Source organism: Streptomyces sp. GB4-14 (assembly GCF_022696125.1).
GTDB lineage: Bacteria > Actinomycetota > Actinomycetes > Streptomycetales > Streptomycetaceae > Streptomyces > Streptomyces werraensis.
In genome coordinates, this window is the sequence record NZ_RZHO01000002.1 from 6,346,953 (window position 1) to 6,370,188 (window position 23,236).

At 72.1% G+C, this 23,236-nt stretch carries 27 protein-coding genes; 13 read left to right on the forward strand and 14 right to left on the reverse strand.

Annotated elements, in window-relative coordinates; all coding sequences use genetic code 11:
- Window positions 1–528 precede the first annotated feature (528 nt).
- The 6 genes from ELQ39_RS30545 to ELQ39_RS30570 all read left to right on the forward strand — a co-directional run bounded on the left by ELQ39_RS30545 (window position 529) and on the right by ELQ39_RS30570 (window position 5,573).
- Window positions 529–1,410 (forward strand): diacylglycerol/lipid kinase family protein, encoded by an 882-nt coding sequence (locus ELQ39_RS30545; protein WP_242595686.1) that lies wholly within the window; start codon window positions 529–531, stop codon window positions 1,408–1,410.
- A gap of 155 nt (window positions 1,411–1,565) precedes the next feature.
- On the forward strand, window positions 1,566–2,003 hold the full coding sequence (locus ELQ39_RS30550; protein WP_225625457.1) for a Fur family transcriptional regulator: 438 nt from the start codon (window positions 1,566–1,568) through the stop codon (window positions 2,001–2,003).
- A 34-nt stretch (window positions 2,004–2,037) separates the two neighbouring features.
- Window positions 2,038–4,263: a catalase/peroxidase HPI gene (gene katG / locus ELQ39_RS30555; protein WP_242595128.1), complete on the forward strand. Its 2,226-nt coding sequence runs from the start codon at window positions 2,038–2,040 to the stop codon at window positions 4,261–4,263.
- 163 nt (window positions 4,264–4,426) lie between these two features.
- Window positions 4,427–4,657 (forward strand): DUF2945 domain-containing protein, encoded by a 231-nt coding sequence (locus ELQ39_RS30560; RefSeq protein ID WP_242595130.1) that lies wholly within the window; start codon window positions 4,427–4,429, stop codon window positions 4,655–4,657.
- Window positions 4,654–4,998 carry a DUF3140 domain-containing protein gene (locus ELQ39_RS30565; RefSeq protein WP_337663029.1) on the forward strand — a complete coding sequence of 115 codons (345 nt, stop codon included), beginning with the start codon at window positions 4,654–4,656 and terminating at the stop codon, window positions 4,996–4,998. The genes ELQ39_RS30560 and ELQ39_RS30565 overlap by 4 nt, the downstream gene beginning before the upstream one ends.
- Before the next feature lie 158 nt (window positions 4,999–5,156).
- Window positions 5,157–5,573, forward strand: a complete 417-nt coding sequence (locus tag ELQ39_RS30570; RefSeq protein ID WP_190003214.1) for a hypothetical protein — start codon at window positions 5,157–5,159, stop codon at window positions 5,571–5,573.
- A gap of 347 nt (window positions 5,574–5,920) precedes the next feature.
- Here the strand turns inward: ELQ39_RS30570 and ELQ39_RS30575 are convergent, their stop codons facing one another.
- Window positions 5,921–6,343 carry a DUF350 domain-containing protein gene (locus ELQ39_RS30575; protein WP_190003215.1) on the reverse strand — a complete coding sequence of 141 codons (423 nt, stop codon included), beginning with the start codon at window positions 6,341–6,343 and terminating at the stop codon, window positions 5,921–5,923.
- 228 nt (window positions 6,344–6,571) lie between these two features.
- Between ELQ39_RS30575 and ELQ39_RS30580 the strand changes: the two genes are divergently transcribed.
- From ELQ39_RS30580 to ELQ39_RS30590, 3 genes are all read left to right on the forward strand, one after another.
- On the forward strand, window positions 6,572–6,928 hold the full coding sequence (locus ELQ39_RS30580; protein ID WP_190003216.1) for a hypothetical protein: 357 nt from the start codon (window positions 6,572–6,574) through the stop codon (window positions 6,926–6,928).
- A 161-nt stretch (window positions 6,929–7,089) separates the two neighbouring features.
- On the forward strand, window positions 7,090–8,343 hold the full coding sequence (locus tag ELQ39_RS30585) for a lectin (protein ID WP_242595132.1): 1,254 nt from the start codon (window positions 7,090–7,092) through the stop codon (window positions 8,341–8,343).
- A 37-nt stretch (window positions 8,344–8,380) separates the two neighbouring features.
- Window positions 8,381–8,761 (forward strand): hypothetical protein, encoded by a 381-nt coding sequence (locus ELQ39_RS30590; RefSeq protein ID WP_242595688.1) that lies wholly within the window; start codon window positions 8,381–8,383, stop codon window positions 8,759–8,761.
- 73 nt (window positions 8,762–8,834) lie between these two features.
- Here ELQ39_RS30590 and ELQ39_RS30595 read toward each other — a convergent pair whose 3' ends face one another.
- Complete coding sequence (locus ELQ39_RS30595; RefSeq protein ID WP_242595134.1) at window positions 8,835–9,572, reverse strand: D-Ala-D-Ala carboxypeptidase family metallohydrolase; 738 nt, start codon at window positions 9,570–9,572, stop codon at window positions 8,835–8,837.
- A 243-nt stretch (window positions 9,573–9,815) separates the two neighbouring features.
- Between ELQ39_RS30595 and ELQ39_RS30600 the strand changes: the two genes are divergently transcribed.
- The gene (locus ELQ39_RS30600) at window positions 9,816–10,535 is read left to right on the forward strand and encodes an FAD binding domain-containing protein (protein ID WP_242595137.1); all 720 of its coding nucleotides are present in this window, start codon (window positions 9,816–9,818) and stop codon (window positions 10,533–10,535) included.
- Window positions 10,536–10,553: 18 nt separating this feature from the next.
- On the opposite strand, the gene ELQ39_RS30605 is transcribed toward ELQ39_RS30600, so the two are convergent.
- Complete coding sequence (locus ELQ39_RS30605; RefSeq protein ID WP_190003220.1) at window positions 10,554–12,032, reverse strand: glutamate-cysteine ligase family protein; 1,479 nt, start codon at window positions 12,030–12,032, stop codon at window positions 10,554–10,556.
- Between the two features lie 80 nt (window positions 12,033–12,112).
- Window positions 12,113–12,541: an SRPBCC family protein gene (locus ELQ39_RS30610; RefSeq protein WP_242595139.1), complete on the reverse strand. Its 429-nt coding sequence runs from the start codon at window positions 12,539–12,541 to the stop codon at window positions 12,113–12,115.
- A 191-nt stretch (window positions 12,542–12,732) separates the two neighbouring features.
- On the opposite strand from ELQ39_RS30610, the gene ELQ39_RS30615 reads away from it, so the two are divergent.
- Both ELQ39_RS30615 and ELQ39_RS30620 read left to right on the forward strand, forming a co-directional pair.
- Complete coding sequence (locus ELQ39_RS30615) at window positions 12,733–12,927, forward strand: DUF2795 domain-containing protein (RefSeq protein WP_006131106.1); 195 nt, start codon at window positions 12,733–12,735, stop codon at window positions 12,925–12,927.
- A 70-nt stretch (window positions 12,928–12,997) separates the two neighbouring features.
- Window positions 12,998–13,411, forward strand: coding sequence for an SRPBCC family protein (locus ELQ39_RS30620; RefSeq protein ID WP_190003222.1), 414 nt, complete (start codon window positions 12,998–13,000; stop codon window positions 13,409–13,411).
- On the opposite strand, the gene ELQ39_RS32485 is transcribed toward ELQ39_RS30620, so the two are convergent.
- A complete protein-coding gene (locus tag ELQ39_RS32485; protein ID WP_337663030.1) occupies window positions 13,385–14,221 on the reverse strand; it encodes a pentapeptide repeat-containing protein in 837 nt (278 codons plus the stop codon). The two genes, ELQ39_RS30620 and ELQ39_RS32485, sit on opposite strands and share 27 nt — an antisense overlap.
- 183 nt (window positions 14,222–14,404) lie before the next feature.
- Window positions 14,405–14,998 carry a CGNR zinc finger domain-containing protein gene (locus tag ELQ39_RS30635; RefSeq protein WP_242595141.1) on the reverse strand — a complete coding sequence of 198 codons (594 nt, stop codon included), beginning with the start codon at window positions 14,996–14,998 and terminating at the stop codon, window positions 14,405–14,407.
- Window positions 14,999–15,109: 111 nt separating this feature from the next.
- Between ELQ39_RS30635 and ELQ39_RS30640 the strand changes: the two genes are divergently transcribed.
- On the forward strand, window positions 15,110–15,802 hold the full coding sequence (locus tag ELQ39_RS30640; RefSeq protein ID WP_242595143.1) for an SDR family oxidoreductase: 693 nt from the start codon (window positions 15,110–15,112) through the stop codon (window positions 15,800–15,802).
- Window positions 15,803–15,822: 20 nt separating this feature from the next.
- Here the strand turns inward: ELQ39_RS30640 and ELQ39_RS30645 are convergent, their stop codons facing one another.
- The 8 genes from ELQ39_RS30645 to ELQ39_RS30680 form a co-directional block, all read right to left on the reverse strand.
- Window positions 15,823–16,749, reverse strand: a complete 927-nt coding sequence (locus ELQ39_RS30645; protein WP_242595145.1) for a GNAT family N-acetyltransferase — start codon at window positions 16,747–16,749, stop codon at window positions 15,823–15,825.
- Between the two features lie 109 nt (window positions 16,750–16,858).
- Entirely contained in the window at window positions 16,859–17,650 is a 792-nt protein-coding gene (locus ELQ39_RS30650) for an enoyl-CoA hydratase/isomerase family protein (protein ID WP_190003227.1), read from the reverse strand.
- On the reverse strand, window positions 17,647–18,915 hold the full coding sequence (locus ELQ39_RS30655; protein ID WP_242595147.1) for a cytochrome P450: 1,269 nt from the start codon (window positions 18,913–18,915) through the stop codon (window positions 17,647–17,649). Before ELQ39_RS30655 ends, ELQ39_RS30650 begins: the two co-directional genes overlap by 4 nt.
- A gap of 136 nt (window positions 18,916–19,051) precedes the next feature.
- On the reverse strand, window positions 19,052–20,401 hold the full coding sequence (locus ELQ39_RS30660) for a cytochrome P450 (protein WP_190003229.1): 1,350 nt from the start codon (window positions 20,399–20,401) through the stop codon (window positions 19,052–19,054).
- Between the two features lie 106 nt (window positions 20,402–20,507).
- Window positions 20,508–21,110: a GTP-binding protein gene (locus ELQ39_RS30665; RefSeq protein WP_033274477.1), complete on the reverse strand. Its 603-nt coding sequence runs from the start codon at window positions 21,108–21,110 to the stop codon at window positions 20,508–20,510.
- Entirely contained in the window at window positions 21,085–21,459 is a 375-nt protein-coding gene (locus ELQ39_RS30670) for a DUF742 domain-containing protein (RefSeq protein WP_190003230.1), read from the reverse strand. Before ELQ39_RS30670 ends, ELQ39_RS30665 begins: the two co-directional genes overlap by 26 nt.
- On the reverse strand, window positions 21,459–21,857 hold the full coding sequence (locus ELQ39_RS30675) for a roadblock/LC7 domain-containing protein (protein ID WP_019525692.1): 399 nt from the start codon (window positions 21,855–21,857) through the stop codon (window positions 21,459–21,461). The genes ELQ39_RS30670 and ELQ39_RS30675 overlap by 1 nt, the downstream gene beginning before the upstream one ends.
- Window positions 21,854–23,065 (reverse strand): sensor histidine kinase, encoded by a 1,212-nt coding sequence (locus tag ELQ39_RS30680; RefSeq protein WP_190003231.1) that lies wholly within the window; start codon window positions 23,063–23,065, stop codon window positions 21,854–21,856. Before ELQ39_RS30680 ends, ELQ39_RS30675 begins: the two co-directional genes overlap by 4 nt.
- Window positions 23,066–23,236 lie beyond the last annotated feature (171 nt).

A 23,236-nucleotide genomic window follows, 5' to 3' on the forward strand; every position in this document is an offset into this window, starting at 1 on the left:
CGCCGGTCGGCGAAGGCTACGCCCGGGGTGGACGTGGCGCCGGTCCGGCGGCCGAAGTGCCGCACGCCGAGCGGTACGTCGGTCTCGGGGCGTCCTGCCGGTCCGGCGCCCGCCCCCGGTCGTCACGAGCGGGGCACCGCCGCCGGCGGTACCGGCCGGCCCGCGCCGACGCGTATGCCGGCCACCGGGTGGGGCCGGCCACCCGCTGGGCCGGCCGTCCCCCGGCCGCTGCCGCTCGCGGGCCGCAGGGTCCGCCCCGGTGTCGCTCCTCCGCCCTGTCACCATGTCCGGGCCGATGAGCCGGCCAGGGCGCGGCCCGGCCGCGCCGCTGGAGCCACCGCCCGCACCGCCCCGTCCCGCGCGGCCGCACCGCCCACCCCGCACCAGCCCCGCCGCACCGCCCACCCCGCACCAGCCCCGCCGCACCCCGGGCGACGGCCCGCCACACCTCACCCCTCACCGCGCCCGCCCGGCCATCCAGCACCCCGGCACAACCCACCCCGTCGGCCCATCCCCGGAGGCATCCCGATGCGACAGTTCACCGCCGTCGTCAACCCCACCGCGGGCGCGGCCGGTTCCGCCGCCGCGTTGCTCGCCGTCGCCCGGCATCTGCGCGAGGCGGGCGCGGAGCTGGTGACCGAGTACAGCCGGAGCCTCGCGCACGCCAGGGAACTCGCGGTCACCGCCCAAGCGGCGGGCCGCACCGTGCTGGCCGTCGGCGGGGACGGCATGGCCGGCTGCGTCGGCGGCGCCCTCAGCGGCACCGGCGCCACGCTCGGCCTGGTACCGGCCGGCCGGGGCAACGACTTCGCCCGGGCCCTCGGCCTGCCGCGGGACCCGGAGGCGCTGGCCGGCATCCTGCTGCACGCCGAGCCCCGGCCCGTCGACACCGTCGAGGTCACCTCGGCCGCTCACGACCGCGTCGTCGTGCTCGGCAGCGTCTACGCCGGGGTGGACGCCCTCGCCAACCGGCACGCCAACCGCTCCCGCCTGCTGCGGGGTTCGGCGTCCTACTACGCGGGCGGCCTGCGGGCCGTCACCACCTGGCGCCCGGCCCGCTACACGGTCACCGTGGACGGCGAGGAACACACCCACACGGGTTACACCGTGGTCGCCGCCAACTCGGGCACGTACGGATCCGGCCGTCTCATCGCCCCGGACGCCCGACTGGACGACGGCCTCCTCGACGTCGTCATGATCCGCCACGCGCCCCGCCTGCTGTTCTTCGCCCTGATGAAAGAACTGCGCACCGGCGCCCACGTGCACCGCCCGCAGGTGCGCGTCCTGCGCGGCAAGGAGATACGCATCGAGGCCGACCGGGCGGTCCCGTACGGCACGGACGGCGAGGTCGACGCGACACTGCCCGTCACGGCGAGAATCCTCCCGGGGGCGCTCGACGTCCTGTACTGAGCCCCTGGTCACGGGACGGATCGGGCGGACGGCCGGCGTTCCGTGCCCGGTGCCGTGCGCAACCCGGGAGCCACCCGCCGTTACCGGACACGCCCCAAGAATGGATCCGTTCGTTCTCTGGAATTGTTCGCGTCTTCGGCGGTAAGTTCGGCTCCATGACCGCATCCCGGCCGTCGACCACCGCCGAGGAGTTGCGCAGTGCGGGGCTCCGCGTGACCGCCGCCCGCGTCGCGCTCCTCGACACCGTCCGCCAGGGCGGCCATCTCGGCGTCGAGACCGTCGCCGCCGAGGTGCGCCGGCGCATAGGGCATGTGTCCCTGCAGGCGGTGTACGAGGGACTGAACGCGCTGAGCGCCGCGGGCCTGGTCCGGCGCATCGAACCGGCGGGCAGCGCCGCCCTCTACGAGGGGCGCGTCGGGGACAACCACCACCATCTGGTGTGCCGTTCCTGCGGCGCCGTGGCCGACGTCGACTGCGCGGTCGGCGAGGCGCCCTGCCTGACCGCGTCCGACGGCCACGGCTTCGAGGTCGACGAGGCCGAAGTCGTCTACTGGGGCCTGTGCCCCGGATGTTCCACCTCCCGCAGTGCCTGAACTGCGCGAACATTTTTCGCCCGGAAGGACTCCCATGACCGAGAACCATGACGCGATCGTCACCGAACCCAAGGCGGAGGGGGCAGGCGGTTGCCCGGTGGCGCACGATCGCGCGCCGCACCCCACCCAGGGCGGCGGCAACCGTCAGTGGTGGCCCGACCGTCTGAACCTGAAGATCCTCGCGAAGAACCCCCCGGCCGCGAACCCCCTCGGTGAGGACTTCGACTACGCGGCGGCGTTCCAGTCCCTCGACCTTCCGGCGGTGAAGCGGGACATCGCCGAGGTCCTCACCACCTCCCAGGACTGGTGGCCCGCCGACTTCGGCCACTACGGCCCGCTGATCATCCGCATGGCCTGGCACAGCGCCGGCACCTACCGCATCAGCGACGGCCGCGGCGGCGCCGGCGCCGGCCAGCAGCGGTTCGCCCCGCTCAACAGCTGGCCGGACAACGCCAACCTCGACAAGGCCCGCCGCCTGCTGTGGCCGGTGAAGAAGAAGTACGGCCAGAGCCTGTCCTGGGCCGACCTGATGATCCTCGCGGGCAACGTCGCCCTGGAGACGATGGGCTTCGAGCCCTTCGGCTTCGGCGGCGGCCGTGAGGACGTGTGGGAGCCGGAGGAGGACGTCTACTGGGGTCCCGAGACCACCTGGCTGGACGACAAGCGCTACTCCGGCGACCGTGATCTGGAGAACCCGCTCGGCGCCGTCCAGATGGGCCTCATCTATGTCAACCCCGAGGGCCCCAACGGGAACCCGGACCCGGTCGCCGCGGCCCGCGACATCCGTGAGACGTTCCGCCGGATGGCGATGAACGACGAGGAGACCGTCGCGCTGATCGCCGGCGGCCACACCTTCGGCAAGACCCACGGCGCCGGCCCCGCCGACAACGTCGGCCCCGACCCCGAGGCCGCCACCATGGAGGAGCAGGGCCTCGGCTGGCGGAACACCTACGGCACCGGCAAGGGCGGCGACACCATCACCTCCGGCCTGGAGGTCACCTGGACCGCCACGCCGACCCGGTGGAGCAACGGGTTCTTCAAGAACCTGTTCGAGTACGAGTACGAGCTGACGGAGTCCCCGGCCGGCGCCAAGCAGTGGGTCGCCAAGAACGCCGAGGCGATCATCCCCGACGCGCACGACCCGTCGAAGAAGCACCTGCCGACGATGCTCACCACCGACCTGGCGCTGCGCTTCGACCCGATCTACGAGCAGATCTCCCGCCGGTTCTACGAGAACCCGGACGAGTTCGCCGACGCCTTCGCCCGCGCCTGGTACAAGCTCACCCACCGCGACATGGGCCCGAAGTCCCTCTACCTCGGCCCCGAGGTCCCGGAGGAGACGCTGCTGTGGCAGGACCCGCTGCCGGAGCGCACCCACGAGCTCGTCGACGCCGCCGACATCGCCTCCCTCAAGGAGCGCATCCTCGCCACCGGCGTGTCCGTGTCCGACCTGGTGTCGACGGCGTGGGCCGCGGCCTCCTCCTTCCGCGCCAGCGACAAGCGCGGCGGCGCCAACGGCGGCCGCATCCGCCTGGAGCCGCAGCGCGGCTGGGAGATCAACGAACCCGACCGCCTCGCCGGCGTCATCCGCGCCCTGGAGGGCGTCCAGGAGGCGTTCAACGCCGCTCAGACCGGCGGCAAGCAGGTCTCCTTCGCCGACCTGGTGGTGCTCGGCGGTGTCGCCGCCGTGGAGAAGGCCGCCAAGGACGCGGGCTTCGACATCGAGGTGCCCTTCACCCCGGGCCGCGTCGACGCGACGCAGGAGCAGACGGACGTCGAGTCGTTCGCCGCGCTCGAGCCGACCGCCGACGGCTTCCGCAACTACCTGGGCAAGGGCAACCGGCTCCAGGCCGAGTACCTGCTGGTCGACAAGGCCAACCTGCTCGACCTGAGCGCCCCCGAGATGACGGTGCTCGTCGGCGGCCTGCGCGCCCTCGGCGCCACCCACCAGCAGACCTCGCAGGGCGTGCTCACCGAGACGCCGGGCGTCCTCACCAACGACTTCTTCGTGAACCTGCTCGACCTGGGCATCACCTGGAAGTCGACGTCCGAGGACCAGACCGCGTTCGAGGGCCGCGACGCCGCCACCGGCGAGGTCAGGTGGACCGGCTCCCGGGCCGACCTGGTGTTCGGCTCGAACTCCGAGCTGCGCGCCCTCGCCGAGGTCTACGCGAGCGACGACGCCAAGGAGAAGTTCGTCCAGGACTTCGTCAAGGCGTGGGACAAGGTCATGAACCTCGACCGGTTCGACCTCGTCTGATCCGCACCGCCCGCCCGGTCCCTCCGGTGCGCTGACCATCCGTCCGGGCCGGTCCCCTCCACGGGGGCCGGCCCGGACGGCTGTCCGCCCGAGATGCGCGCGGCCGCCGCTGCCGCCAGGGTGGAGAGCGGCCCCACGGCCGACACGAAGGAGGCGCCGGGACATGGCGAAGGACAAGAAGTCCGGGAAGGACCTGCACAAGGGCGACCACGTCGCCTGGAGCAGCCACGGCAGCGAGACGACGGGCGAGGTCGAGCAGAAGATCACCGAACGGACCGAGGCGGCCGGACGCACCGTCGCGGCCTCCGAGGAGGAGCCGCAGTACGAGGTGCGCAGCGACAAGTCCGGGAAGACCGCGGTGCACAAGCCGTCCTCGCTCAAGAAGAAGAAGTGAGCGCCGTGGCCGCGGACGACGAGGAGACCTGGAACGAGTTCCGGAAGCTGGTCAACATGACCCCCGGTGACCTGGAGAAGTGGCTCGGGACCGACGAGTCGCGGAGCGCGGGCCAGCACAAGGACGGCGGCGAGTCGACCGGGCACGCCTCGGGACGGCGCATCGTGGAGATCCTCCGCGCCGAGCGGGGCGACCTCACCGAGGACGACCACGCCCACATGCGCAAGGTCGTCGGCTACATCAACCGCCACCTCGCACAGCGCCCCTCCGGCGACGTCACCGACACGCGCTGGCGGCACTCACTGATGAACTGGGGCCACGACCCCCTGGCCGACGACTGACGGCCCGTCACGGTCGTCATGTCGACACGTCGACCGGGAACGTCCGAAAACCGTCGCACGTTGTCGGTGTGAGGTTGCACAATGATCGGAAAAGGAGATCAACTCCGGCGCGGTGCTGGGTAGACGGTCTCGTGTCCGGCTCCGGAAAGGTCCTTCAGATGCTTGCCACCGTCGACCGCTCGACCACCCTCGTCGACCTGCCGACCGTCCGCCGACGGCGGGCCAGGGCGGCCGCCGTCCCGTCCCGGGCCGCCGCGCCGGTGTCGCCCGCGACGACGGCCGACGTGCTGCGCGTCATCGCGGACCCGCGCACCCCGACCTACGTCACGGTGTTCGCCAACGGCCGCCGGCGGTACAGCTACTGGCGTCCGATCGACCCGGCCACCGGTGCCGGCGGGTGCTACGCGGCGCTGCCCACCGCCGAGTGCGACGAGCTGCAGGCGAGCGGCCGGATCACCCTCGGCGAGCCGGTCGTCGACCCCAACCGCACGACGTACCGCGTCCGTACGGCCGCCCGCGTCCCCCAGGCGCCCGCCCGCCCGGCGGTCGCCCCGGAGCGGCGCCGGGTGGCCTGACGGCCGTCCCGGCACACTGGCCGGTTCCCTTCGGCTGTCCGACATGATCGGCAGTCATGTACGGAAAGCAGGCGGAAGTTCCGATCCTCCACGCCGGTCCGGACGTGCCGTTCCTACGTCCGGCCGCGCACGTCTGCGCAGGCCGACGGCGCTCCGTACTCTCCGGTAACGCTTCGAAAGAGACAACCTCACCGGCCCCGCGTCCGTGTCGTTGTCATGTCCCTGGAGGGTTCCTGGCGGGAAAGCGTTCCCGCCCCCCGGCCGGCCCGGCGTGCAACCGCCCGGCCGCCGCGCATCGCCGCGCGTGTGGCCGGGCGGTGAAGCGCGGACGGAAGGGCAGGGCCGGTTCAGGCTATGGAGGCCGAGATGACGGCCGACACGGCGATGTTGCAGGACGCGGTCACCCAGACCGCCGGGTGGGGCTCCGCCTCCACCAGTGTGGCGCCCAGCCGTCCGGGTGTGACCAGATCGATCAGGAAGAACGCCACGGCCATCGTCACCAGGCCCAGCACGCCGAACACCGCCGTGGAGACCAGGCCCTTCCCGAAGTCGTCGTAGGTCGTCCAGATGGAGGTGAACACGATGCCGCCGATGCCGAGCAGCGAGGAGCTGAGCACCACGGCGGCGTTCCGGTTGCGTTCCTGCCAGATCTGCCGGCCGAGTCTGCCGGGCAGCAGCAGGTCGACCAGGAAGATGCCGAGGACCAGCAGGACGAGACCGAGGGCGCTGTAGGCGCCGGCCCGGCCGAGTCCGTTGACGATGTCGTTCATGGGTGCGCCGGCTCCGAAGCGTGAGGGATCGTGAGTGATCGCGGTCAAGGGCGAGCAAAATCTAGCGCACGTCCCGGCCGGACCGGCCCGCGTCCCCGTCAACACCGCGAAACCCACGGAGAACCGAACGTGGAGAAGGGCCGGGGCGTCTCGCGACCGGGTGTCATGCATGGGCGCTTCCGGGGCATGAGATCTCCGTCGGACCGGCGGACCGAAGGGGAGACGAGCATGAGCAGGGGCAGCCGGGTTCTCACCGTCATATACATCGCCGTCGCCCTCTGGCTCGCCTACTGCACCGTGCGCACCTGGGGTGCGGTGCCCGCCTGGACCACTCTGGCCATGGCCGCCGCCTCCCTCGCGCCCGTCCTGGGCGTGGTCCGCGAGACCGTCATCGCCGACGAGCGGCGCGCCGTCGCCGTGCTGCGTGAGCGTGAGGGGCGCCGGGCGGCGTGGCGGGACGCGGCCGCCGCGGCCGTGGCCCGGGCCGAGGTGGAGGCGGCGTGCTGCGAGCGCTGGTGGACGTCGTGCGCGACCGAGCACGACCCGAACTGCGCCCACCGCACCTCCTGGGGGACCACGGCCTGACCGCCCCCGCGGGGGCCGGGTTCGGCCGGATGTGAATTCCTGGTCCGTACCAGGGGGTTGACGCCTTCTTATCTCACATCTTGAATCAAGTGGTTGAACCTTCACCCCCCACCACGGTCGGCGCACCCGTCCCCACGGGTCGCCGTACGGAAGGGAGAGCCATGTCCTCTCCGCGCACGCGCCGCAGATGGCTGGTCGCCGCCCTGTCCGCCGCGCTCCTCGCCTCCGGCGTGGCCGGCACGACCGCGCAGGCGGAGCCCGCCCGCTCCGCCGCACCGGCCTCGGACGTCTCCGCGGCGGCCGTCGTCTTCTCGGACACCTTCGACGGCCCCGCAGGGGCGGCTGTCGACGGATCGAAGTGGAACATCGAGACCGGCGACAACGTCAACAACCACGAACGGCAGTACTACACGGCGGGCAACAACAACGCGGCGCTCGACGGCCAGGGCCACCTGGTCATCACCGCCCGCAAGGAGAACCCGGCCAACTACCAGTGCTGGTACGGCACCTGCCAGTACACCTCGGCCCGGCTCAACACCTCCGGCAGGTTCACCGCGCAGTACGGGCACGTCGAGGCGCGGATGAAGATGCCGCGCGGACAGGGCATGTGGCCCGCGTTCTGGATGCTCGGCACGCCGGTCAACTGGCCGGACTCGGGCGAGATCGACATCATGGAGAACGTCGGCTTCGAGCCGTCCACCGTGCACGGCACGATCCACGGTCCCGGCTACTTCGGGTCCGGCGGCATCGGCGCCGGCTACACGCTGCCCGGCGGACAGGCCTTCGCGGACGCCTTCCACACCTTCGCCGTCGACTGGGCGCCCGACCGCATCACCTGGTCCGTGGACGGGAACGTCTACCAGACCCGCACCCCCGCCGACCTGGGCGGCCGGCAGTGGGTGTTCAACAAGCCGTTCTTCCTCATCCTCAACCTGGCGGTCGGCGGCTACTGGCCCGGCGACCCGGACGGCTCCACCGTCTTCCCGCAGCAACTCCTCGTCGACCACGTCACGGTGACGACCGGCGACACCTCGATCGGCGGCGCCATCCGCGGCCTCGCCGGCAAGTGCGTGGACGTCGCCGGGGCCAACACCGCCAACGGCACCCCCGTCCAGCTCTACGACTGCAACGGCACCGCCGCGCAGCGCTGGACGGTCGGTTCCGACGGTACGATCCGGGCGCTGGGCAAGTGCCTGGACGTGGCCTCGGGCGGCACGGCCGACGGCACGCCCGTGCAGCTGTGGGACTGCAACGGCACCGCCGCCCAGCGATGGGTGGTCACCGCCGCCCGTGACATCGTCAACCCCCAGGCCGACAAGTGCCTTGACGTGACCGGCAACAACTCCGCCAACGGCACCCGGCTGCAGATCTGGACCTGCGCGGGCACCGCGAACCAGAAGTGGACGGTGGGCTGACCCCGTGACCCCGCCCCGCTCGCCCTCGGGCTGGACCATGGCCGTGTTCGGCGTGCTCGCCGCCGCGCTCGGCACCGTGGGACTGGTCTCGCCGGACGCCCAGCTGTCGCTGCTGGGGCTGACGGCGCCGGGCGAGCGGGGGAGCGGTGACCACACGTCCGCGTTCGTGACGGCGTCGTCGATGGCGGCGCTGAACATGGGCGTGTACTACGTCCTGGCCGCGCTCGCCGACTGGCGGGCGTTCTTCCGCTGGACGGTGCCGTTCCGGCTGCTGACCTGCACGGTGTTCACGGTCGCCGTGGTCACCGGCAGGGCGCCGGAGGCGTTCCTCGGCGTCGCGGCCTGGGAGGGCCTGGGGTCCGTCGCGACGGGCGTGGCCCTGCGGCGGGAACGGCGGGCCGGGTCCGGTCGCGCCTGAACCTCGCGCACGTGAAGGTGAGGGGGGCCCGAACCGGGCCCCCCTCGTCGTCTCCCCGGCGTGCGCGCGGACGTCAGATGCCGCAGGTCGAGGCCGACCAGAAGCGGCTGCCGCGGTGATCGACGTGCGTGTGGTCGTTGTGGCCCGGGTAGCCGGGGCCGAGGATCCCGTTGAAGCCGTGGTTGCGGGCCTGCTTGGCCAGCGTGCACAGGGAGTGCGGTCCCGCGCCGAGGTCGGCGGCGTCGCCGTACAGGTGGCGGCTGTTGCTCGCGCCGCCCACCGCGCTGTTGCAGGACTGGGAGCGGAAGCCGCTGGTGACCCGGATCGGCTGGTCGCCGAGCGCGTGCCGCAGCGCCTCCAGCTTCCACATGGTGCGCAGGGCGTTGGACTTCGCCGTCGCGGCGCTCACCGCGCCGCCCGACCAGGTCGAGTTGCAGCGGTTCAGCTCGGAGTAGTCGAAGTGGACCGGCGTGCAGTCGTCGTCCTGGAGGGAGTACAGCTTGCTGAAGGTGTTGGGTCCGGCCACACCGTCGGCGGAGAGGCCGTAGGCGGACTGGAAGCGCTTGAGGGCGGCGGCGGTGGCCGGTCCGAACTGGCCGTCGACGGCCAGCACGGCGCCGTAGCCGGGGTAGCCGCTCAGCCGGATCTGGAGCTGCGTGACGTCGGCGCCGGACGCGCCCTGGGACAGGGTGCGGTTCCAGGTGTAGCAGCCGTCGGCGTGCGCGGTGCCGGCGGTCGCCAGGGACCCCGCCGCCAGCCCAGCCATGAGCATGACAATAGACAGGACGAGTCTCAGTGCGCGTTTCAACATGCGGTCTCCGCTTCGGGTACGAGAGATCGGGATGAGCGACGAGCCGTGTGACGCGCGTCAACCATGGGGCAAACACACGGCCGAGCGCAAGGTGTCCCGGATCGGAGCACACCCGGTCCGCGTGAGCCCTGTACGCGCCCCCGGTTCGCTGCGGAGAATGCGGTGCCGGTCCTCGCCTTCCCGTCAAGTGCCGTGCGCACCACCCCTGTTGGACCCTCCACAGAGGAAAGCAGGTCGATCGCCGTGTTGCTGCGCCTTCCCACCTCCCTGTCCGAAGCCCGGCGGTGTCTGGCCGACGGCGCGGTGCCCGTAGGCGGGGCCACGCTCGTGTGGGCCCAGTGGCAGCGCGACGGCTTCCCGGAACAGGCGGTGTCCCTGCGCCGGCTGCCCGAGGCCACCGTGGTGGACGCGCAGACCCTGGGCGCGGCCGTGCTGCTGCACCAGGTCGACGAACGGGTGCCGGAGGTGCTGCGCCGCGCCGCCGCTTCCATCGGCACCGGAGCCGTGCGCCGGACGGCCACCGTCGGCGGCAACATCGTCGGCAGCACCCTGCGCTGTCTGCTGCCCCCGGCGCTGGTCCTGGACGCGCGGGCGACCGTCATGGACGGGGACGGCCCGTACGAGGCCGAACTGGCGGAGGTGGTGGCCAAGCGCCCCCTGATGCTGGACATCCGCTGGCGAAGCCCTCTCGTCAGCGGCTACTACAAGGCGCCCGGCGAGGCGGGCGGCCCGCCGCCGCTGGTGGTCGCCACCGCCGTGCACGCCGAGGAGGACGGCGGACGGCGGCTGCTCACCGCCGTACGGGACGGCGGCGAGGTCGTCAGCGGCAGCGTCCCCGCGACGGCGGACGCGGGCCGGGTGCTCGACGCCCTGGAGGGCACGGCCCTGGGCGGCCTGCCCGGGGAGGCACGGGACGTGGTGCGCCGGGAGGTGGCGGACGTCCTGGGACGCGCCGACGCCTGAGCCCACGCGACCTCCGCCTCACTCGACGGGCCAGGTGTGCACGGGCGCGTTCAGGTGCATGTAGTCGATGTACTGCTGCGTCATGCGGCGCAGCGCCTCGTGCCGCCCGCAGTGCGCGGTCGCGTCGATGTGGTGGAACATCTCCTTCTGCCACACCGCCCCGTTGCGCCCCGTCACACAGCGCTGCTCGATGATGCCGAGCAGCGGCTCCCGCCAGGCGTCGTCCATGCCGGAGAGCTCCAGACCCCGGTGCGCCAGCGGCAGCAGCCGCCGCAGGACCAGCTCCGCCGCCGGTACCTCGCCCATGCCGGGCCAGTACAGCCGCGCGTCGATGCCGTACCGGGCCGCCGTGCGCAGGTTGTCCTCGGCGGCTGAGAAGGACATCCGCGACCACACCGGCCGCTCCTCCTCCACCAGGCCGCGGGTGAGTCCGTAGTAGAAGGCGCCGTTGGCGAGCGTGTCGGCGACGGTGGGACCGGCGGGCAGCACCCGGTTCTCCACGCGCACGTGCGGCTTGTCGCGGGAGACGGCGTACACCGGGCGGTTCCAGCGGTAGATGGTGCCGTTGTGCAGCGTCAGCTCGCCGAGGTCGGGGATGTCGCCGCGCAGCAGGGTCTCCGCCGGGTCCTGGTCGTCGCACAGGGGCAGCAGGGCGGGGAAGTAGCGCAGGTTCTCCTCGAAGAGGTCGAACACGCTGGTGATCCACCGCTCACCGAACCACACCCGGGGCCGCACCCCCTGCACCTTGATCTCCTCGGGGCGGGTGTCGGTGGCCTGCTCGAACAGCGGGATCCGCGTCTCGTGCCAGAGTTCCTTGCCGAACAGGAAGGGCGAGTTGGCCGCGAGGGCCACCTGTACCCCGGCGATCGCCTGCGCCGCGTTCCAGTACGCCGCGAAGTCCTCCGGATCGACCTGGAGGTGGAACTGCGTGCTGGTGCAGGCGGCCTCCGGGGTGATGGTGTCGGCGTAGGTGCGCAGCCGGTCGACGCCGGTCACCTCGATGTGCAGGTCCTCGCCGCGCGCCGCGAAGATCTGGTCGTTGAGCAGCCGGTAGCGCGGGTTCTCCGACAGGGCGCCCTCCCCGACGTCCTCGTGGCGCAGGGTGGGGAGGATGCCCGTCATGATGAGGCGCGTGCCGATGGAACGGGCGCGCTCCTCCGCGTGGTTCAGGGCGGAGCGGATCTCGGACTCCCATGCGTCGGGACCGCCCTCGGTGAGCCGCCGGGGCGCGATGTTGATCTCGAGGTTGAACCGGCCCAGCTCGGTGTCCCAGGCCGGGTCCGCGATCGCCTCCAGGGCGTCGGTGTTGCGCATCGCGGGCTCGGCCCGGTCGTCGACCAGGTTCAGCTCGATCTCCAGACCCACCTGGGGACGCTCGGCCTCGAAACGCGACTCGCGCAGCATCTGCGCGAGCGCGTCGAGGCACTGCTGCATCTTGATCCGGTAGCGGCGGCGGTCCTCGCGGGTGAAGGTGAGTGCCGGGACGTCCCGTCCCATCGGTCTCCCTCCAGGCTGTTCGTCCGGAACCTGACCACCCCAGCGTCGCACCGGCGGGCGTCCGCGACCACGCGAGTCACTCAGCCCGTGGGACCCTCCTCGAGGAACCGGGTCAGGCTGTCCAGCAGCATGGCGCTGCCCTGCTCGGCCATGTCCCGCTCCTCCACCGTGTCGCAGGTCTGCCGCAGCTCGATCCGGGTCGTCGGCCCGTCCTCGTCCAGCTCCACCGCCATCACGGAGGGCTCGGCGCGCCCGGGCACGTCCATGCCGACGACCAGCGACCGGTTCTCGTCGACGTCCAGGTACGACCCGGTGAGGGGCACCTCCGTGCCGTCGGGCGTGACCATGGTGGCCTTCCAGGAGCCTCCCGGCCGTACGTCCATCTCGACCGAGCCGGGCGCGGCGTACGCCCAGCGGGCGTAGGCGTCGGGCGTGGTCCAGGCCCGGTAGACCATGGCGGCGGGGGCGTTCAGGGTGCGGGTCAGGGTGTAGGAGCAGCCGTCACTCATGGCGCGGTCCTCGTCTTCCGTGTCGGGCCCCGTCGGGGCGTGTGTGAGGTGGACGGGGGCGCAGGCGGAAACTCATCGGTGCGCGCACACCGAAGGGCCGCGCGGAGAGCTGAATCGGCTCGCAGGGCGCCGGGTACCCGGCCTGTCCTCGCGCGGAACGGCCGCGCCGGAAGCACCACGGGAGGCCCGCCATGGCCGACCTCAGCCCGATCGACCTGCAGAAGGCACTCAAGGGCGCCGACTATCCCGCCGCCAAGGACGATCTCGTCTCGGTGGCGAGGAGCAACGGCGCCGACGACAGCCTCGTGAAGAAGCTGTCGGAGACCGGGACCAAGCGGTTCGACGGTCCCAACGAGGTGCAGAAGGCCGTCTTCGGCAACGAATGACCCACGCGCCGGGGCCGCCCGCCCGTGGGGCGGCCCCCGACGTCCGTCACCGACCGAGGACGGTGCACCGATGACCGAGTACGAGCGCTCGCACACCATGCCGGCCCCGCCCGAGCAGGTCTTCGACCAGGCGGCGAACGTCGGCCAGATGGGTGACTGGCTGCCCGGGGAGCTGCATGTGCGCGCCGAGGAGCTGCCCGCCGTGACCGTGCACGAGGACCGCACCGACGAGGACACCTCCGCCCTGCTGCGGGCCCAGCGGGACCAGATGCGCATCGAGTGGGGCACACGGGAGCGGGGCGGCTACGCCGGATGGCTCCAGGTCGCGGGCATCGACAGCGGTGCCAGCGAGGTGACCGTGCACCTTTCCTTCTTCGACGCCGGCCACGACCCCGGCGAGGAGCAGGTGACCGGCGCTCTCGACGACAGCCTGCGGCGGCTGGAGCGGCAGGTCCGGCTACGCGTCGACAACGCCGCCGGCTGATGCCTCACGCGCCCAGTGCGCGGGGCGTTCGAGTGAGGGCGGGAGCGTCGTCGCCGTGTCGCCCCGCGCCGCGTTGAGCTGTGCCTGGGTGAGGAACAGGGCGCCGGTGAGGTCGGCGCCCGACAGGTCCGCGCCGCGCAGATCGGCGCCGATCAGGTCCGCGTCGCGCAGGTCCGCCCCTGTGAGGTCGGCGCCGACCAGGAGCGCGCCGCGCAGGCTCGCCCCGCGCAGATCCGCCCGGGCCAGGCGCGCGCCCATCAGGTCGGCGCCGCGGTGGTCCTTCCTGCGGCCCGGCACCCGGGCCCGCGTCAGCTCACTGGCCCGCAGCAGCAGCGGGTTGACCTCCCCGCGCAGCGCGTCGACGTCGAGCGCGACGACCGACCCGGCGTCGCCCCGGGTCAGCTCCTCGATCCGTGCCAGCGCCCCGCGCAGCTCGCGGTGCACGGGACGGGCCGCCGGGAGCTCCAGCGCCTCGGCGGTGTACGCGAGCAGCTCGTGGAGCTGCCGCATGACCGGGAACACCCCGAACATTGACGACGCCGATTCCGGGGACCGCCGCCAGTCGATGCCGCCGAAGGTGACCTGCGAGACCTTCTGCCCGGCGCCGAAGCAGTCGAAGACGGTGCAGCCCCGGTAGCCCTCGTCGCGCAGCCGGGCGTGGATGCCGCAGCCGAAGTCGTCCCGCAGATGGCCGCAGGCCCGCCCGGCGGGTTTGTCCCGGGGGAAGTCGGCGGAGCGGGCGAACGGCAGGGCGACGCAGCACAGGCCGAAGCAGGCCGAGCAGTCGGCGCGCAGATCCTCACGGTTCACGACGGAGGACCCGCGGTCCGGGCGGGGCTTCGTCCGCTCATGGCGCCGGGGCCGTCCGCCGCCGCGCGCGGGCGAAGGGGTTCCGTGCTGTGGCGACACCGTGAACGCTCCTGGGCCGACGACGGGCACACGGTGCCCTGGACGCCGCCCATTCTGGCAGACGACGTGATCGTCCCCGCCCGGTCACTCCCCGGCCGGCACCTCGGCCGCCCGCTGCTTCCGCCGGGCCCGGGACGCGCGCAGGTTCGCGGCGTTCCCGCACCGGCGGACGTCGTGCCAGACGCCGCTGTTGTTGCGGGAGCGGTCGTAGAACGCGGACCGGCAGGCCGGCTCCCGGCACAGTTTGAGCCGCTGCCAGGTGCCGTCCGTCTGCGCGAGGAGCACCTGCGCCCACACGGCAGCCTCCAGCCACTCGCCGGGGCTCCCGACCGGAACCAGGGCCACTCGCCCCTCCTCGTCCAGGCCCGGCCGCAGTGAGACGTCACTGGGCGTCCTGACCGGCTCGGCCTCACCGGTCACCAGCGCGGCGAGCCGCTCCCGCAGCGCCCTCACCCGCTCCAGGTCCCCGGTCCGCGGCTCCCCGGAGGGACCCGGCCAGCCCTGTTCCCCGGCCCACGCGGCGGTCACGTCCCGCAGCCACCGGCTGCCGCTCTCCCCGTCGCCGAGCACGTCCCCGCCGTACGGCGGGATGGCGCGGGTGTTGAGGAGCTCCTGCACCAGAGCCAGGCCGCCCGGTGCGGGACGGATGCGGTAGCGCTCGGTCGACGTCCAAGACATAAGTCAATCGTACTTGACTCTGTCGCGCTCGCGGCGCACTCTGATGACATAAGCAAAATGCTTTCACTTGCGTCGCGGCATCGTGTCGCACCCATACGAGGAGCAGGAATCATGACCGAGATCAAGGGAGCCCGGGTGCTGGTGACCGGCGGACAGCGAGGGCTGGGCAAGGCCTTCGCCGCCGCGCTGCTGGAAGCCGGAGCCGAGACGGTGTACGTCACCGCCCGCCGCCCCCGGCCGGAGACGGACCCGCGTCTGGTGCCGCTGGCCCTGGAGGTCGGCGACGACGCGTCCGTGGCCCGGCTGGCGGAGCAGGTGCCCGACGTGGACATCGTGGTCAACAACGCGGGCGCGACGATCCCCAACGGCCTGCTGGGCAACGACGTCGCCGAGGTCGCGCACCTCTTGGACGTCAACGTCCTGGGCGCACTGCGCGTCACGCAGGCCTTCGCCCCGGTGCTCGCCCGCAGGGGCGGGGGAGCGGTGGTGAACGTGCACTCCGTGCTGTCGTGGGCCTCCGGCGCGGGCGCGTACGGCGTGAGCAAGGCCGCCCTGTGGTCGCTCACCAACTCCCTGCGCCACGAGCTCGCGAGCCAGGGCACCCAGGTCGTCGGCGTCCACCTCGGCTACACCGACACCGACATGGTGCGCGCCCTGGACGTGCCGAAGAACGATCCGCGTGATGTCGCCGTCCAGGTCGTGGAGGCGCTCCTCAAGGGTGAGAGCGAAGTGCTCGCCGACGAGGTGACCCGGCACTTCAAGGCCGCGCTGTCCGGCCCCGTCGAGGGACTCGCGGTGGCCTGACCGGCCTCAGCGGCGGGTGCTCACCTCACCACCGTCTCCCAGGTGTCCACCGCGTAGTGGAGGGTGAGCCCGTGCCGCTCGTACAGACGGGGCGCCCCGGTGGCGTTGCGCGTGTCCACGCCGAGCCCCACCCTGTCCCGGCCGCGCGCGGCGAAGACGCCGAACGCGTGCCGCAGCAGGAAACCGCCGACGCCCCGGCCGCGGGCGGCGGGCACCACGCCGACGCTGCGGATCCACCCCATCGCCTCGCGGTCGTCGCGCGCGATGAGGAAACCGCAGTCGCCCAGGTCGTCGGCGGTGACGATCCACACCAGGTTCCAGTCGAGCTGCCGGGCGCCGAGATCGTGCAGCCACGTCCCGTAGGGCCGCGGCTGGAAGTCGAAGTGCCCGGCGAACGACTCCTGGTACAGCGCGTGCACCCTGACCCGGTCCTCCTCGGACGCGCAGCCGCGCACGCGGACGCCGGCAGGAGGCACAGGCAGCGGGTCCCGCGCGGGATCGAGGGGGCGGTGCAGCACGTGGTAACGGCGGACGATCCGCCAGCCCCGCTCCGTCAGCAGCCCGGTGTCGAGCGTGGGCGTGGCGTTGAGGTGCAGATGCACCACGGCCCGCGCCGCCCCGTTCACCCGGGCCTTCTCCAGCGCCCTGGCCTCCATGGCCGCCAGGATCCGGTCCGTCTCCGCCCGGTGGGAGGGCAGCGCGTAGAGGTCCACATCGATGCGTTCACCGCCCGACGGGTCCCACAACAGGCCGAAGGCCACGAGCCGTTCGCCGTCCGGCACCAGCCAGGAGTCCCGCTCCAGGTCGGTGTCGGGGTGCTCCAGGTCGCCGAGCACGGTGTGCAGATCGGTCTCGGGTCGGCCGATCTCCAGCTCGTCGACCGCGTTCATCAGGGCGGTGACGGCGACGGCGTCGGCCGGGGTCGCCGGCCGTATCGAGGTGGGCATGGGCACCAAGCGTCGGGCGGCGGCCCGCCCTGCGCAACCGTTTTTCGCCGCCGGGTACGGCTACGGCGGCACCCTGCGAAGAGGGCGCCGCCGTCCGTGCGTCACCGGGTCAGCGGGCCGTGCCCGCCGCGCGCTGGCCGGTGAGGACCGCCGTCAGCAGCTCCGGGTCGAACTGCGAGACGTCGGCGAGCCGGGTCGGGGAGGCGAGGGCGTTGAGCATCGCCTTGGTGACCCGCACCGCCGACGCCGGACGCCGCAGCACGGGCTTCGCCCACGCCATGACCGCGTCGTCGAGCGCGTCCTCCGGCACCACCTTGTGCAGCACCGACAGGCCCAGGGCCTCCTGGGCGTCGAAGACCCGCGCGGTGAGGATCAGCTCCCGCACCCGCGCCACCCCCACCTCGCTGATCAGCCGGGGGAGCAGCCCGCCCCACGCGGGCGGCACCCCCAGGGCCAGTTCGGGCAGCCGGAACGTGGCCGTGTCCACGCCCACCCTGAGGTCGCAGGCGAGCAGCAGACCCACGCCCGCGCCGACCGCCCTGCCCTGGACCCGGGCGATGGTGACGGCGGGGTTGCCGGTGAGGGCCTCGCACACCCGCAGAGCCTTCTTCCCGGAGACGCGAATGCCGTCACCGGTGGGATCGGCGTCCAGGTGCCGCGGGAACTCACGCCGGTCGCCGCCCAGGCAGAAGGCGTCCCCCGCCGCCGACAGCACCAGGACCCGCACGCCGGGGTCCTGGTGGTCCAGGACGGTGAGGAGGTCGTCCAGCATGGCGTCGCCGACCGCGTTCCCCTCCTCGGGCAGGTGCAGTTCGACCGTGAGCAGGGGCCCCTGCCGGTAGGTGCGGACGGTCTTGAGCACCTGTTCGGCGGGGAGTCCGGCGAGGGGCGATGCGGTCATACGGTCACCTTCAGGGACGTGATGCGGCGGAAGACGAGACGGGAGTTGTCGTAGGAGGGCGGCCCGGCCGGGCGGAGCGTGGGGAAGCGTTCCAGGATCCGCGCGATCGCCTCCCGCGCCTCGAACCGGGCGAGGGGAGCGCCGAGGCAGTAGTGGGGACCGCTGCCGAACGTGATGTGGCCGCCGTCGCGCAGGATGTCGAAGACGTGCGGGTCCGGGTTGCGCCGCGGGTCGTGGGCCGCCGCCCCGTACAGGATGTGCACGGTGGTGTCCTTGGCGAGCGGGGTGCCGGCCAGGATCGTGTCGTCGGCCGCCACATGGGAGTTGAGCCACACCGGTGGGTCGTAGCGGAGCGTCTCCTCGATCAGGTCGTCGATGTGCTCGGGGTGCGTCCGCAGCCACTCCGCGCGGGCGGGTTCCTCCGTCGCGAAGCGCACCGCGTTGGTCAGCAGCACCGCGCTGGTCTCCAGCGAGGCGATGGTGATGAACATGGTCAGGTGGTAGATCACCCGTGCCGCGGCCTCCGGGTCGTCCGCGAAGTGCGCGTCCCAGTAATGGATCCAGCCGGTGAGGACATCGTTGCCAGGGCGCGCCCGACGCTCGCGGATCAGCTCGCCGAAGAAGGCGCGCATCTCCAGCGTGGCCTGCCCCGCCTGCGCCAACTGCTCCTTGGTGGGGAAGAGTTCCTGCGCGTACGCCTGCCGGTGCGCGAAGTCCAGGATGTGCGCGTGGTGCTCCTCGGGGATGCCCAGCCACTCGCCGACCGTGCGGACGGGGAGGAGTTCGGCGACCGTCTGCACGAAGTCGGCCTCCCCGTCGGCCCGCAGGCGCTCGTCCAGGTCGTCCAGCAGACCGGTGACGATCCGCGCGATCGCCGGACGCAGGCCCTCCAGGGTGGAGCGGTCGAAGGGGTTGCCGAGCGCGCGGCGCTGGCAGGTGTGCGACGGGGCGTTGATACGGGACAGGGTGCCGGTGAGCTCCTGGGTGGCGAGTTCCTGCCAGCGGCGCGGGTCGGGCTGGCGCTCCTGCCAGGCGAAGTCCGGCACCAGCCAGTTCCTGGACCGCAGGACCTGGCTGCATGCCTCGAACGAGGTGACGAAGTAGGCGCCCCAGGGGGCGCGCACCACGTCCCCCATGGAGCGCAGCCCTTCCCAGACGGGCAGGGGGTCGGCCTGCCCCTCCGGCGAACGAAGGTGACGGAGAAGGGAAACGACGGCTCGGCGGTCACTGATGGCGGGGCCGCTTATGTCGCCAACGGCGGTCACGTGGTGCTCCTTCGGCTGGACGCTACCGTTACCGACGGAACCTACCCTTCCGGCCATGTATGTCATGTGTCGTTGAGTGTTGCACCTGTCACATGCCGGACCCTTGCCAACTGCCGTTCCGTCAGCCTGGGTTGGGTCAGACACGGAAGACGTCCAGGAAGCTGCTCCAGAACCCCTTCCTGCGCGTCGGGGCCTGACGGGCCGGCTGGGACGACGGACCGGACACCGGCCGCTCCGCCTCGGGCATCGCGGCGACCCGCTCGCGCATGGCGGTGGCCGTCCGGGTGGCCGGCGTGGGGCTGAACGTCACGGGCAGCGACACCAGCGCGCGGTGGAACGGCCCGGGCCGCCACTCCAGTTCCTTCTCCGGCACGGCGAGCTCCAGATCGGGCAGCGCGTTGAGCAGCCGCTCGATCGCGGTGGTCGCGATGACCTGCGCCGGGTCCTTGGCCGGGCAGGCGTGCGGCCCCGCGCCCCAGGCCAGATGGGCGCCCTTGCTGTGCACGCGGCGGGCCTCCTCCAGCGCCGGGTCGGCGTTGGCGCCCGCGAAGGAGATGACCACCGGGGTGTTCGCCTCGGCCACATGGCCGCCCAGGTCCACGTCCCGCACCGGGTAGTGCGTGGCGTAGTTGGCGATCGGCGTCTGGTTCCACAGCACGTGGTCCAGCGCCTCCTCGATCAGCATGCCGCTCTCCCGGACACCAGCCCCGGACAGCAGCAGCATCAGCGAACTGCCGATGAGGTTGCGCTCCGGCTCGATGCCGGCGCCCATCAACAGCACCAGCTGGTCCTTGAGTTCCTCGTCGGTCAGCCCGGCGGGGTGCTGGATCAGCCACGACGTGACGTCGTCGTCGGGGCTGCGGCGCTTGAGCGCGATCAGCTCCATGAGGGACGCGGTCAGTTCCTCGTTGGCGCGCACCGCGTCCTTGCCGTCGAAGATCGCCGACACGGCCGCGGTGACGGTGTCGCCGATCTCCGCCGGGCAGCCGAAGAGCTTGTTGAAGAGCAGCAGCGGCAGCAGTTTGGCGTAGTCACCCAGCAGGTCGGCCCGGCCCAGCTCGCTGAACCGGTCGATCAGGTAGTCGGCGATCGGCTCCACGTCACGCCGGATCCGCGTGGTGTTGAGCCGCGCCAGACTGTCCACCACGGCCTTGCGCAGCCGCAGGTGCACCGCGCCGTCGGTGAACAGACAGCTCGGCCGGTACGCCATCATCGGCAGCACCGGGTTGTCGAGGGCGATTCGGCCCTCGTTGAGGTCCTTCCAGCGGCGGGCGTCACGGGCGAACAGCTCCGTGTTCTGCAGCACCCGCAGTGCCATCTCGTGCCCGACGACCAGCGTGGCGTCCACACCGGGGGCGAGCTCCACCGGACCGGCCGGGGCGTGCTCCCGCAGCCGGTCGTAGACCTGATGCGGATCGGCGGCGAAACCGGCGTCGTGCATGGGGCATCTGCCCGCACCCGACGCGGACGGGGAGTGAGCTTCCATGAAGTCTTCCTTAGTGAAACAACCGTGGACCGTGAGCCGGTGACCGGAAACCGGGGGCCGGAAGGCCGAAGCCCTCCGGTCCCCGGACCGGGCGGACGCGATGAGGTCAGGACGTGCGGTCGAGCAGGTGCCGCACCAGCGCGATCAGCGCCTTCGCGGACGACTGCTGATCCCGGGCGTCGCAGTGGACGACCGGGGTGTCCGGCAGCAGGTCGAGCGCCTCACGCACCTCCGCCTCCTCGTACACGGGGGCGGAGTCGAAGCAGTTGACGGCGATGGCGTACTCCAGGCCGTAGCCCTCGATGAGGTCGATGACCGGGAAGGTCTCCTCCAGCCGCGCGGGGTCGACCAGCAGCAGCGCCCCCAGCGCCCCGCGCGCCATGTCCTCCCACAGCTGCATGAACCGCTGCTGTCCCGGAGTGCCGAAGAGGTACAGCACCAGGTCGTCGCTGAGGGTGAGACGGCCGAAGTCCAGGGCGACCGTGGTGGTGGTCTTGCCGGTGACGCCCCTGAGGTCGTCGACGTGCGCCGACGCCTGGGTCATCTTCTCCTCGGTGCGCAGCGGTGTGATCTCCGAGAGCGAGCCGATGAAGGTCGTCTTGCCCACGGCGAAGTGCCCGACGACGAGGATCTTTGCGGCGTTGGTCACCGCGCTGGAGACGTAGATGGACTTCTGGGCCGTCTCAGCCGATGAGGGATTGGAGTCCATTCAGAACCTTCTCGAGGGTCGCTCTGTCAACGTTCTGGGCCCGGGGCGGCTCGGCCCGGCGGAGCAGATGCCCCTGTTCCGATAAATCGGTGAGCAGCAGCCGGGCCACCCCGACCGGAAGACCGAGGTGGCCGGCCACCTCGGCGACCGACAGGTAGCCACCCGAGCACAGCTCCCAGATCGCCCTCACCTCGGGGCCGGCCCCGAGCGGCAGCGTCCGGTCGGGGGCCAGCGTGACGAGGGTGTGCAACGCCAGTTCGTCCGAGGACGGCAGGCTCCGGCCGCCGGTGATGACGTAGGAGCGGACGAAGTCACTGGTGACGGGTGTTTCCTCGGCGGGACCCGTCATCAGCCGACACCGTTGTCGGAGCGGGGAGCCACGCTCATGGCCTTGTTCAGCGCCGTCACCGTCTTCTGCATACGGAACGACATGGCCTCCATGTCGACGTCCACCGCCGCCGAGACCGCCAGGTAGGAGCCCTGTCCGGCCGCGATGAGGAAGATCCAGCCGCCGTCGTACTCCAGCAGCGTCTGCTTCCAGATGCCGTGCCCGGCGCCGACGAAACCGGCGACCGCCCGGCTCAGCGACTGCATGGAGCTCATCGCGGCCGCGTTGGTCTCCGCGTCGTCGCGCGAGATGTCGTCCGAACGCTGGAGCAGCAGGCCGTCGCCCGAGACGAGGATGGCGTGGCGGGCGCCGCGCACCTCGAGCACGTCGTTCAGCACCCACGACAGGTCGGTCTTCACTGGTGGTCAGGTCCTTCCGTGGTGTTCGTGGTCCGTCCGAGCTGGGTGCCGCGTGCGAACGCCCCCAGGCGCGACGCGGTGACCTCGCCGGACGACTCGGAGGTCTCCTCGTCGAGGGCGGCCGTGTCCGGCGGGGGCGGCACCACCGCGATGGGGCCCTGACGGCGCCGCCGCTTGGGCAGCCCGCCGGACGTCGTGCCCACCACGCGCGACGGGCCCACGGGCACCGGCGCCAGGCGCTGCGGAGTGTCCTCCTGCCCCTCCTCGGCGGGCTCCTGCTCCGGCTCGGCGGGTGCGATCACGTCGGCCGAGAGGAGGCTCTCCGGAACCCGGATCACCGCCCGCACACCGCCGTACGGGGAGACCGAGCCGACGGAGACGTGGAAGCCGTAGCGGTTCGCGAGCATGCCGCACACCGCGAAGCCGAAGCGGGGCGGGTCGCCGAGACCGGTGATGTCGACCGGGCCGTCCGCGGACAGCAGGGCCGCCGCACGGTCCTTGGTCTCCTGGTCCATGCCGAGACCGGCGTCGTCCACGATGAAGACCACACCCGTGGGCACGGCCTGGATGTTGACCTCCACCGGGGTGCCCGGCGCGCTGTAGGTCGTGGCGTTGTCCAGCAGTTCCGCCAGCACCACGGCCACCGGCTCGACGGCCTTGCCGGCGACGGCCACGCTGACCTGGGCGTGGATGGCGACCCGGTTGAAGTCCTTGATGCGGCCCTGGGCGCTGCGGGCGACGTCGTAGACGGTCGCCGCCCCGTCGCGGCGGCCCAGCCAGCCGCCGCACAGCACCGAGATGCCCTTGGCCCGGCGGCTGAACTGGCTGCCGGTGTGGTCCACCGACATCAGGTCGGCCAGCACCTCGCTGTCGTTGCCGTACTTCTTCAGCAGTTGGTCCAGGAGCAGTTGCTGCTCCTCGGCGAGCGACTGGAGCGTGCCCATGGCCGACTTGAGCACGGCCTTGGTCGCCGACTCGGCGTCCGCCCGCACATCCGCCAGCGCACCCCGGTGCCGGGTCTCCAGCGTGTCGATGTGGGCTTCCAGTTGCCCGATCCGTCCCTGGGCCTGGCCCAGGCCGGCCTCCAGATCCTTCCTCGTTCTTCGGAGCGCCAGATTGGTTCTCCGGGCCCGCAGCACTGCGAGGACCGCAGCGGCGAGCACCACCAGCAGGATCCACAGCAGCGGATCCTTGATCAATGACGTCATGAGACTCTCTTCAAGTCGCATCGCGTCGGGAGCACGAGAATGCCGGCGCACGCGGACATCCGGTCCGGGCCGTCGAGCAGCGCGGACCCACGGCGGGACAAAGCCTCAACTCCTCAGCGACGGGGCCTTAGAGACTGTCCCCCGTACGCGTTCATGACGCGTCGCCAGCCT

Coding starts and splice junctions, on each gene's coding strand:
- ELQ39_RS30545 (WP_242595686.1), top strand. CDS start 529: ATGCGACAGTTCACCGCCGTCGTCAACCCCACCGCGGGCGCGGCCGGT.
- ELQ39_RS30550 (WP_225625457.1), top strand. CDS start 1,566: ATGACCGCATCCCGGCCGTCGACCACCGCCGAGGAGTTGCGCAGTGCG.
- katG (WP_242595128.1), top strand. CDS start 2,038: ATGACCGAGAACCATGACGCGATCGTCACCGAACCCAAGGCGGAGGGG.
- ELQ39_RS30560 (WP_242595130.1), top strand. CDS start 4,427: ATGGCGAAGGACAAGAAGTCCGGGAAGGACCTGCACAAGGGCGACCAC.
- ELQ39_RS30570 (WP_190003214.1), top strand. CDS start 5,157: ATGCTTGCCACCGTCGACCGCTCGACCACCCTCGTCGACCTGCCGACC.
- ELQ39_RS30575 (WP_190003215.1), bottom strand. CDS start 6,343: ATGAACGACATCGTCAACGGACTCGGCCGGGCCGGCGCCTACAGCGCC.
- ELQ39_RS30580 (WP_190003216.1), top strand. CDS start 6,572: ATGAGCAGGGGCAGCCGGGTTCTCACCGTCATATACATCGCCGTCGCC.
- ELQ39_RS30585 (WP_242595132.1), top strand. CDS start 7,090: ATGTCCTCTCCGCGCACGCGCCGCAGATGGCTGGTCGCCGCCCTGTCC.
- ELQ39_RS30590 (WP_242595688.1), top strand. CDS start 8,381: ATGGCCGTGTTCGGCGTGCTCGCCGCCGCGCTCGGCACCGTGGGACTG.
- ELQ39_RS30595 (WP_242595134.1), bottom strand. CDS start 9,572: ATGTTGAAACGCGCACTGAGACTCGTCCTGTCTATTGTCATGCTCATG.
- ELQ39_RS30605 (WP_190003220.1), bottom strand. CDS start 12,032: ATGGGACGGGACGTCCCGGCACTCACCTTCACCCGCGAGGACCGCCGC.
- ELQ39_RS30610 (WP_242595139.1), bottom strand. CDS start 12,541: ATGAGTGACGGCTGCTCCTACACCCTGACCCGCACCCTGAACGCCCCC.
- ELQ39_RS30615 (WP_006131106.1), top strand. CDS start 12,733: ATGGCCGACCTCAGCCCGATCGACCTGCAGAAGGCACTCAAGGGCGCC.
- ELQ39_RS30620 (WP_190003222.1), top strand. CDS start 12,998: ATGACCGAGTACGAGCGCTCGCACACCATGCCGGCCCCGCCCGAGCAG.
- ELQ39_RS30635 (WP_242595141.1), bottom strand. CDS start 14,998: ATGTCTTGGACGTCGACCGAGCGCTACCGCATCCGTCCCGCACCGGGC.
- ELQ39_RS30640 (WP_242595143.1), top strand. CDS start 15,110: ATGACCGAGATCAAGGGAGCCCGGGTGCTGGTGACCGGCGGACAGCGA.
- ELQ39_RS30645 (WP_242595145.1), bottom strand. CDS start 16,749: ATGCCCACCTCGATACGGCCGGCGACCCCGGCCGACGCCGTCGCCGTC.
- ELQ39_RS30650 (WP_190003227.1), bottom strand. CDS start 17,650: ATGACCGCATCGCCCCTCGCCGGACTCCCCGCCGAACAGGTGCTCAAG.
- ELQ39_RS30660 (WP_190003229.1), bottom strand. CDS start 20,401: ATGGAAGCTCACTCCCCGTCCGCGTCGGGTGCGGGCAGATGCCCCATG.
- ELQ39_RS30665 (WP_033274477.1), bottom strand. CDS start 21,110: ATGGACTCCAATCCCTCATCGGCTGAGACGGCCCAGAAGTCCATCTAC.
- ELQ39_RS30670 (WP_190003230.1), bottom strand. CDS start 21,459: ATGACGGGTCCCGCCGAGGAAACACCCGTCACCAGTGACTTCGTCCGC.
- ELQ39_RS30680 (WP_190003231.1), bottom strand. CDS start 23,065: ATGACGTCATTGATCAAGGATCCGCTGCTGTGGATCCTGCTGGTGGTG.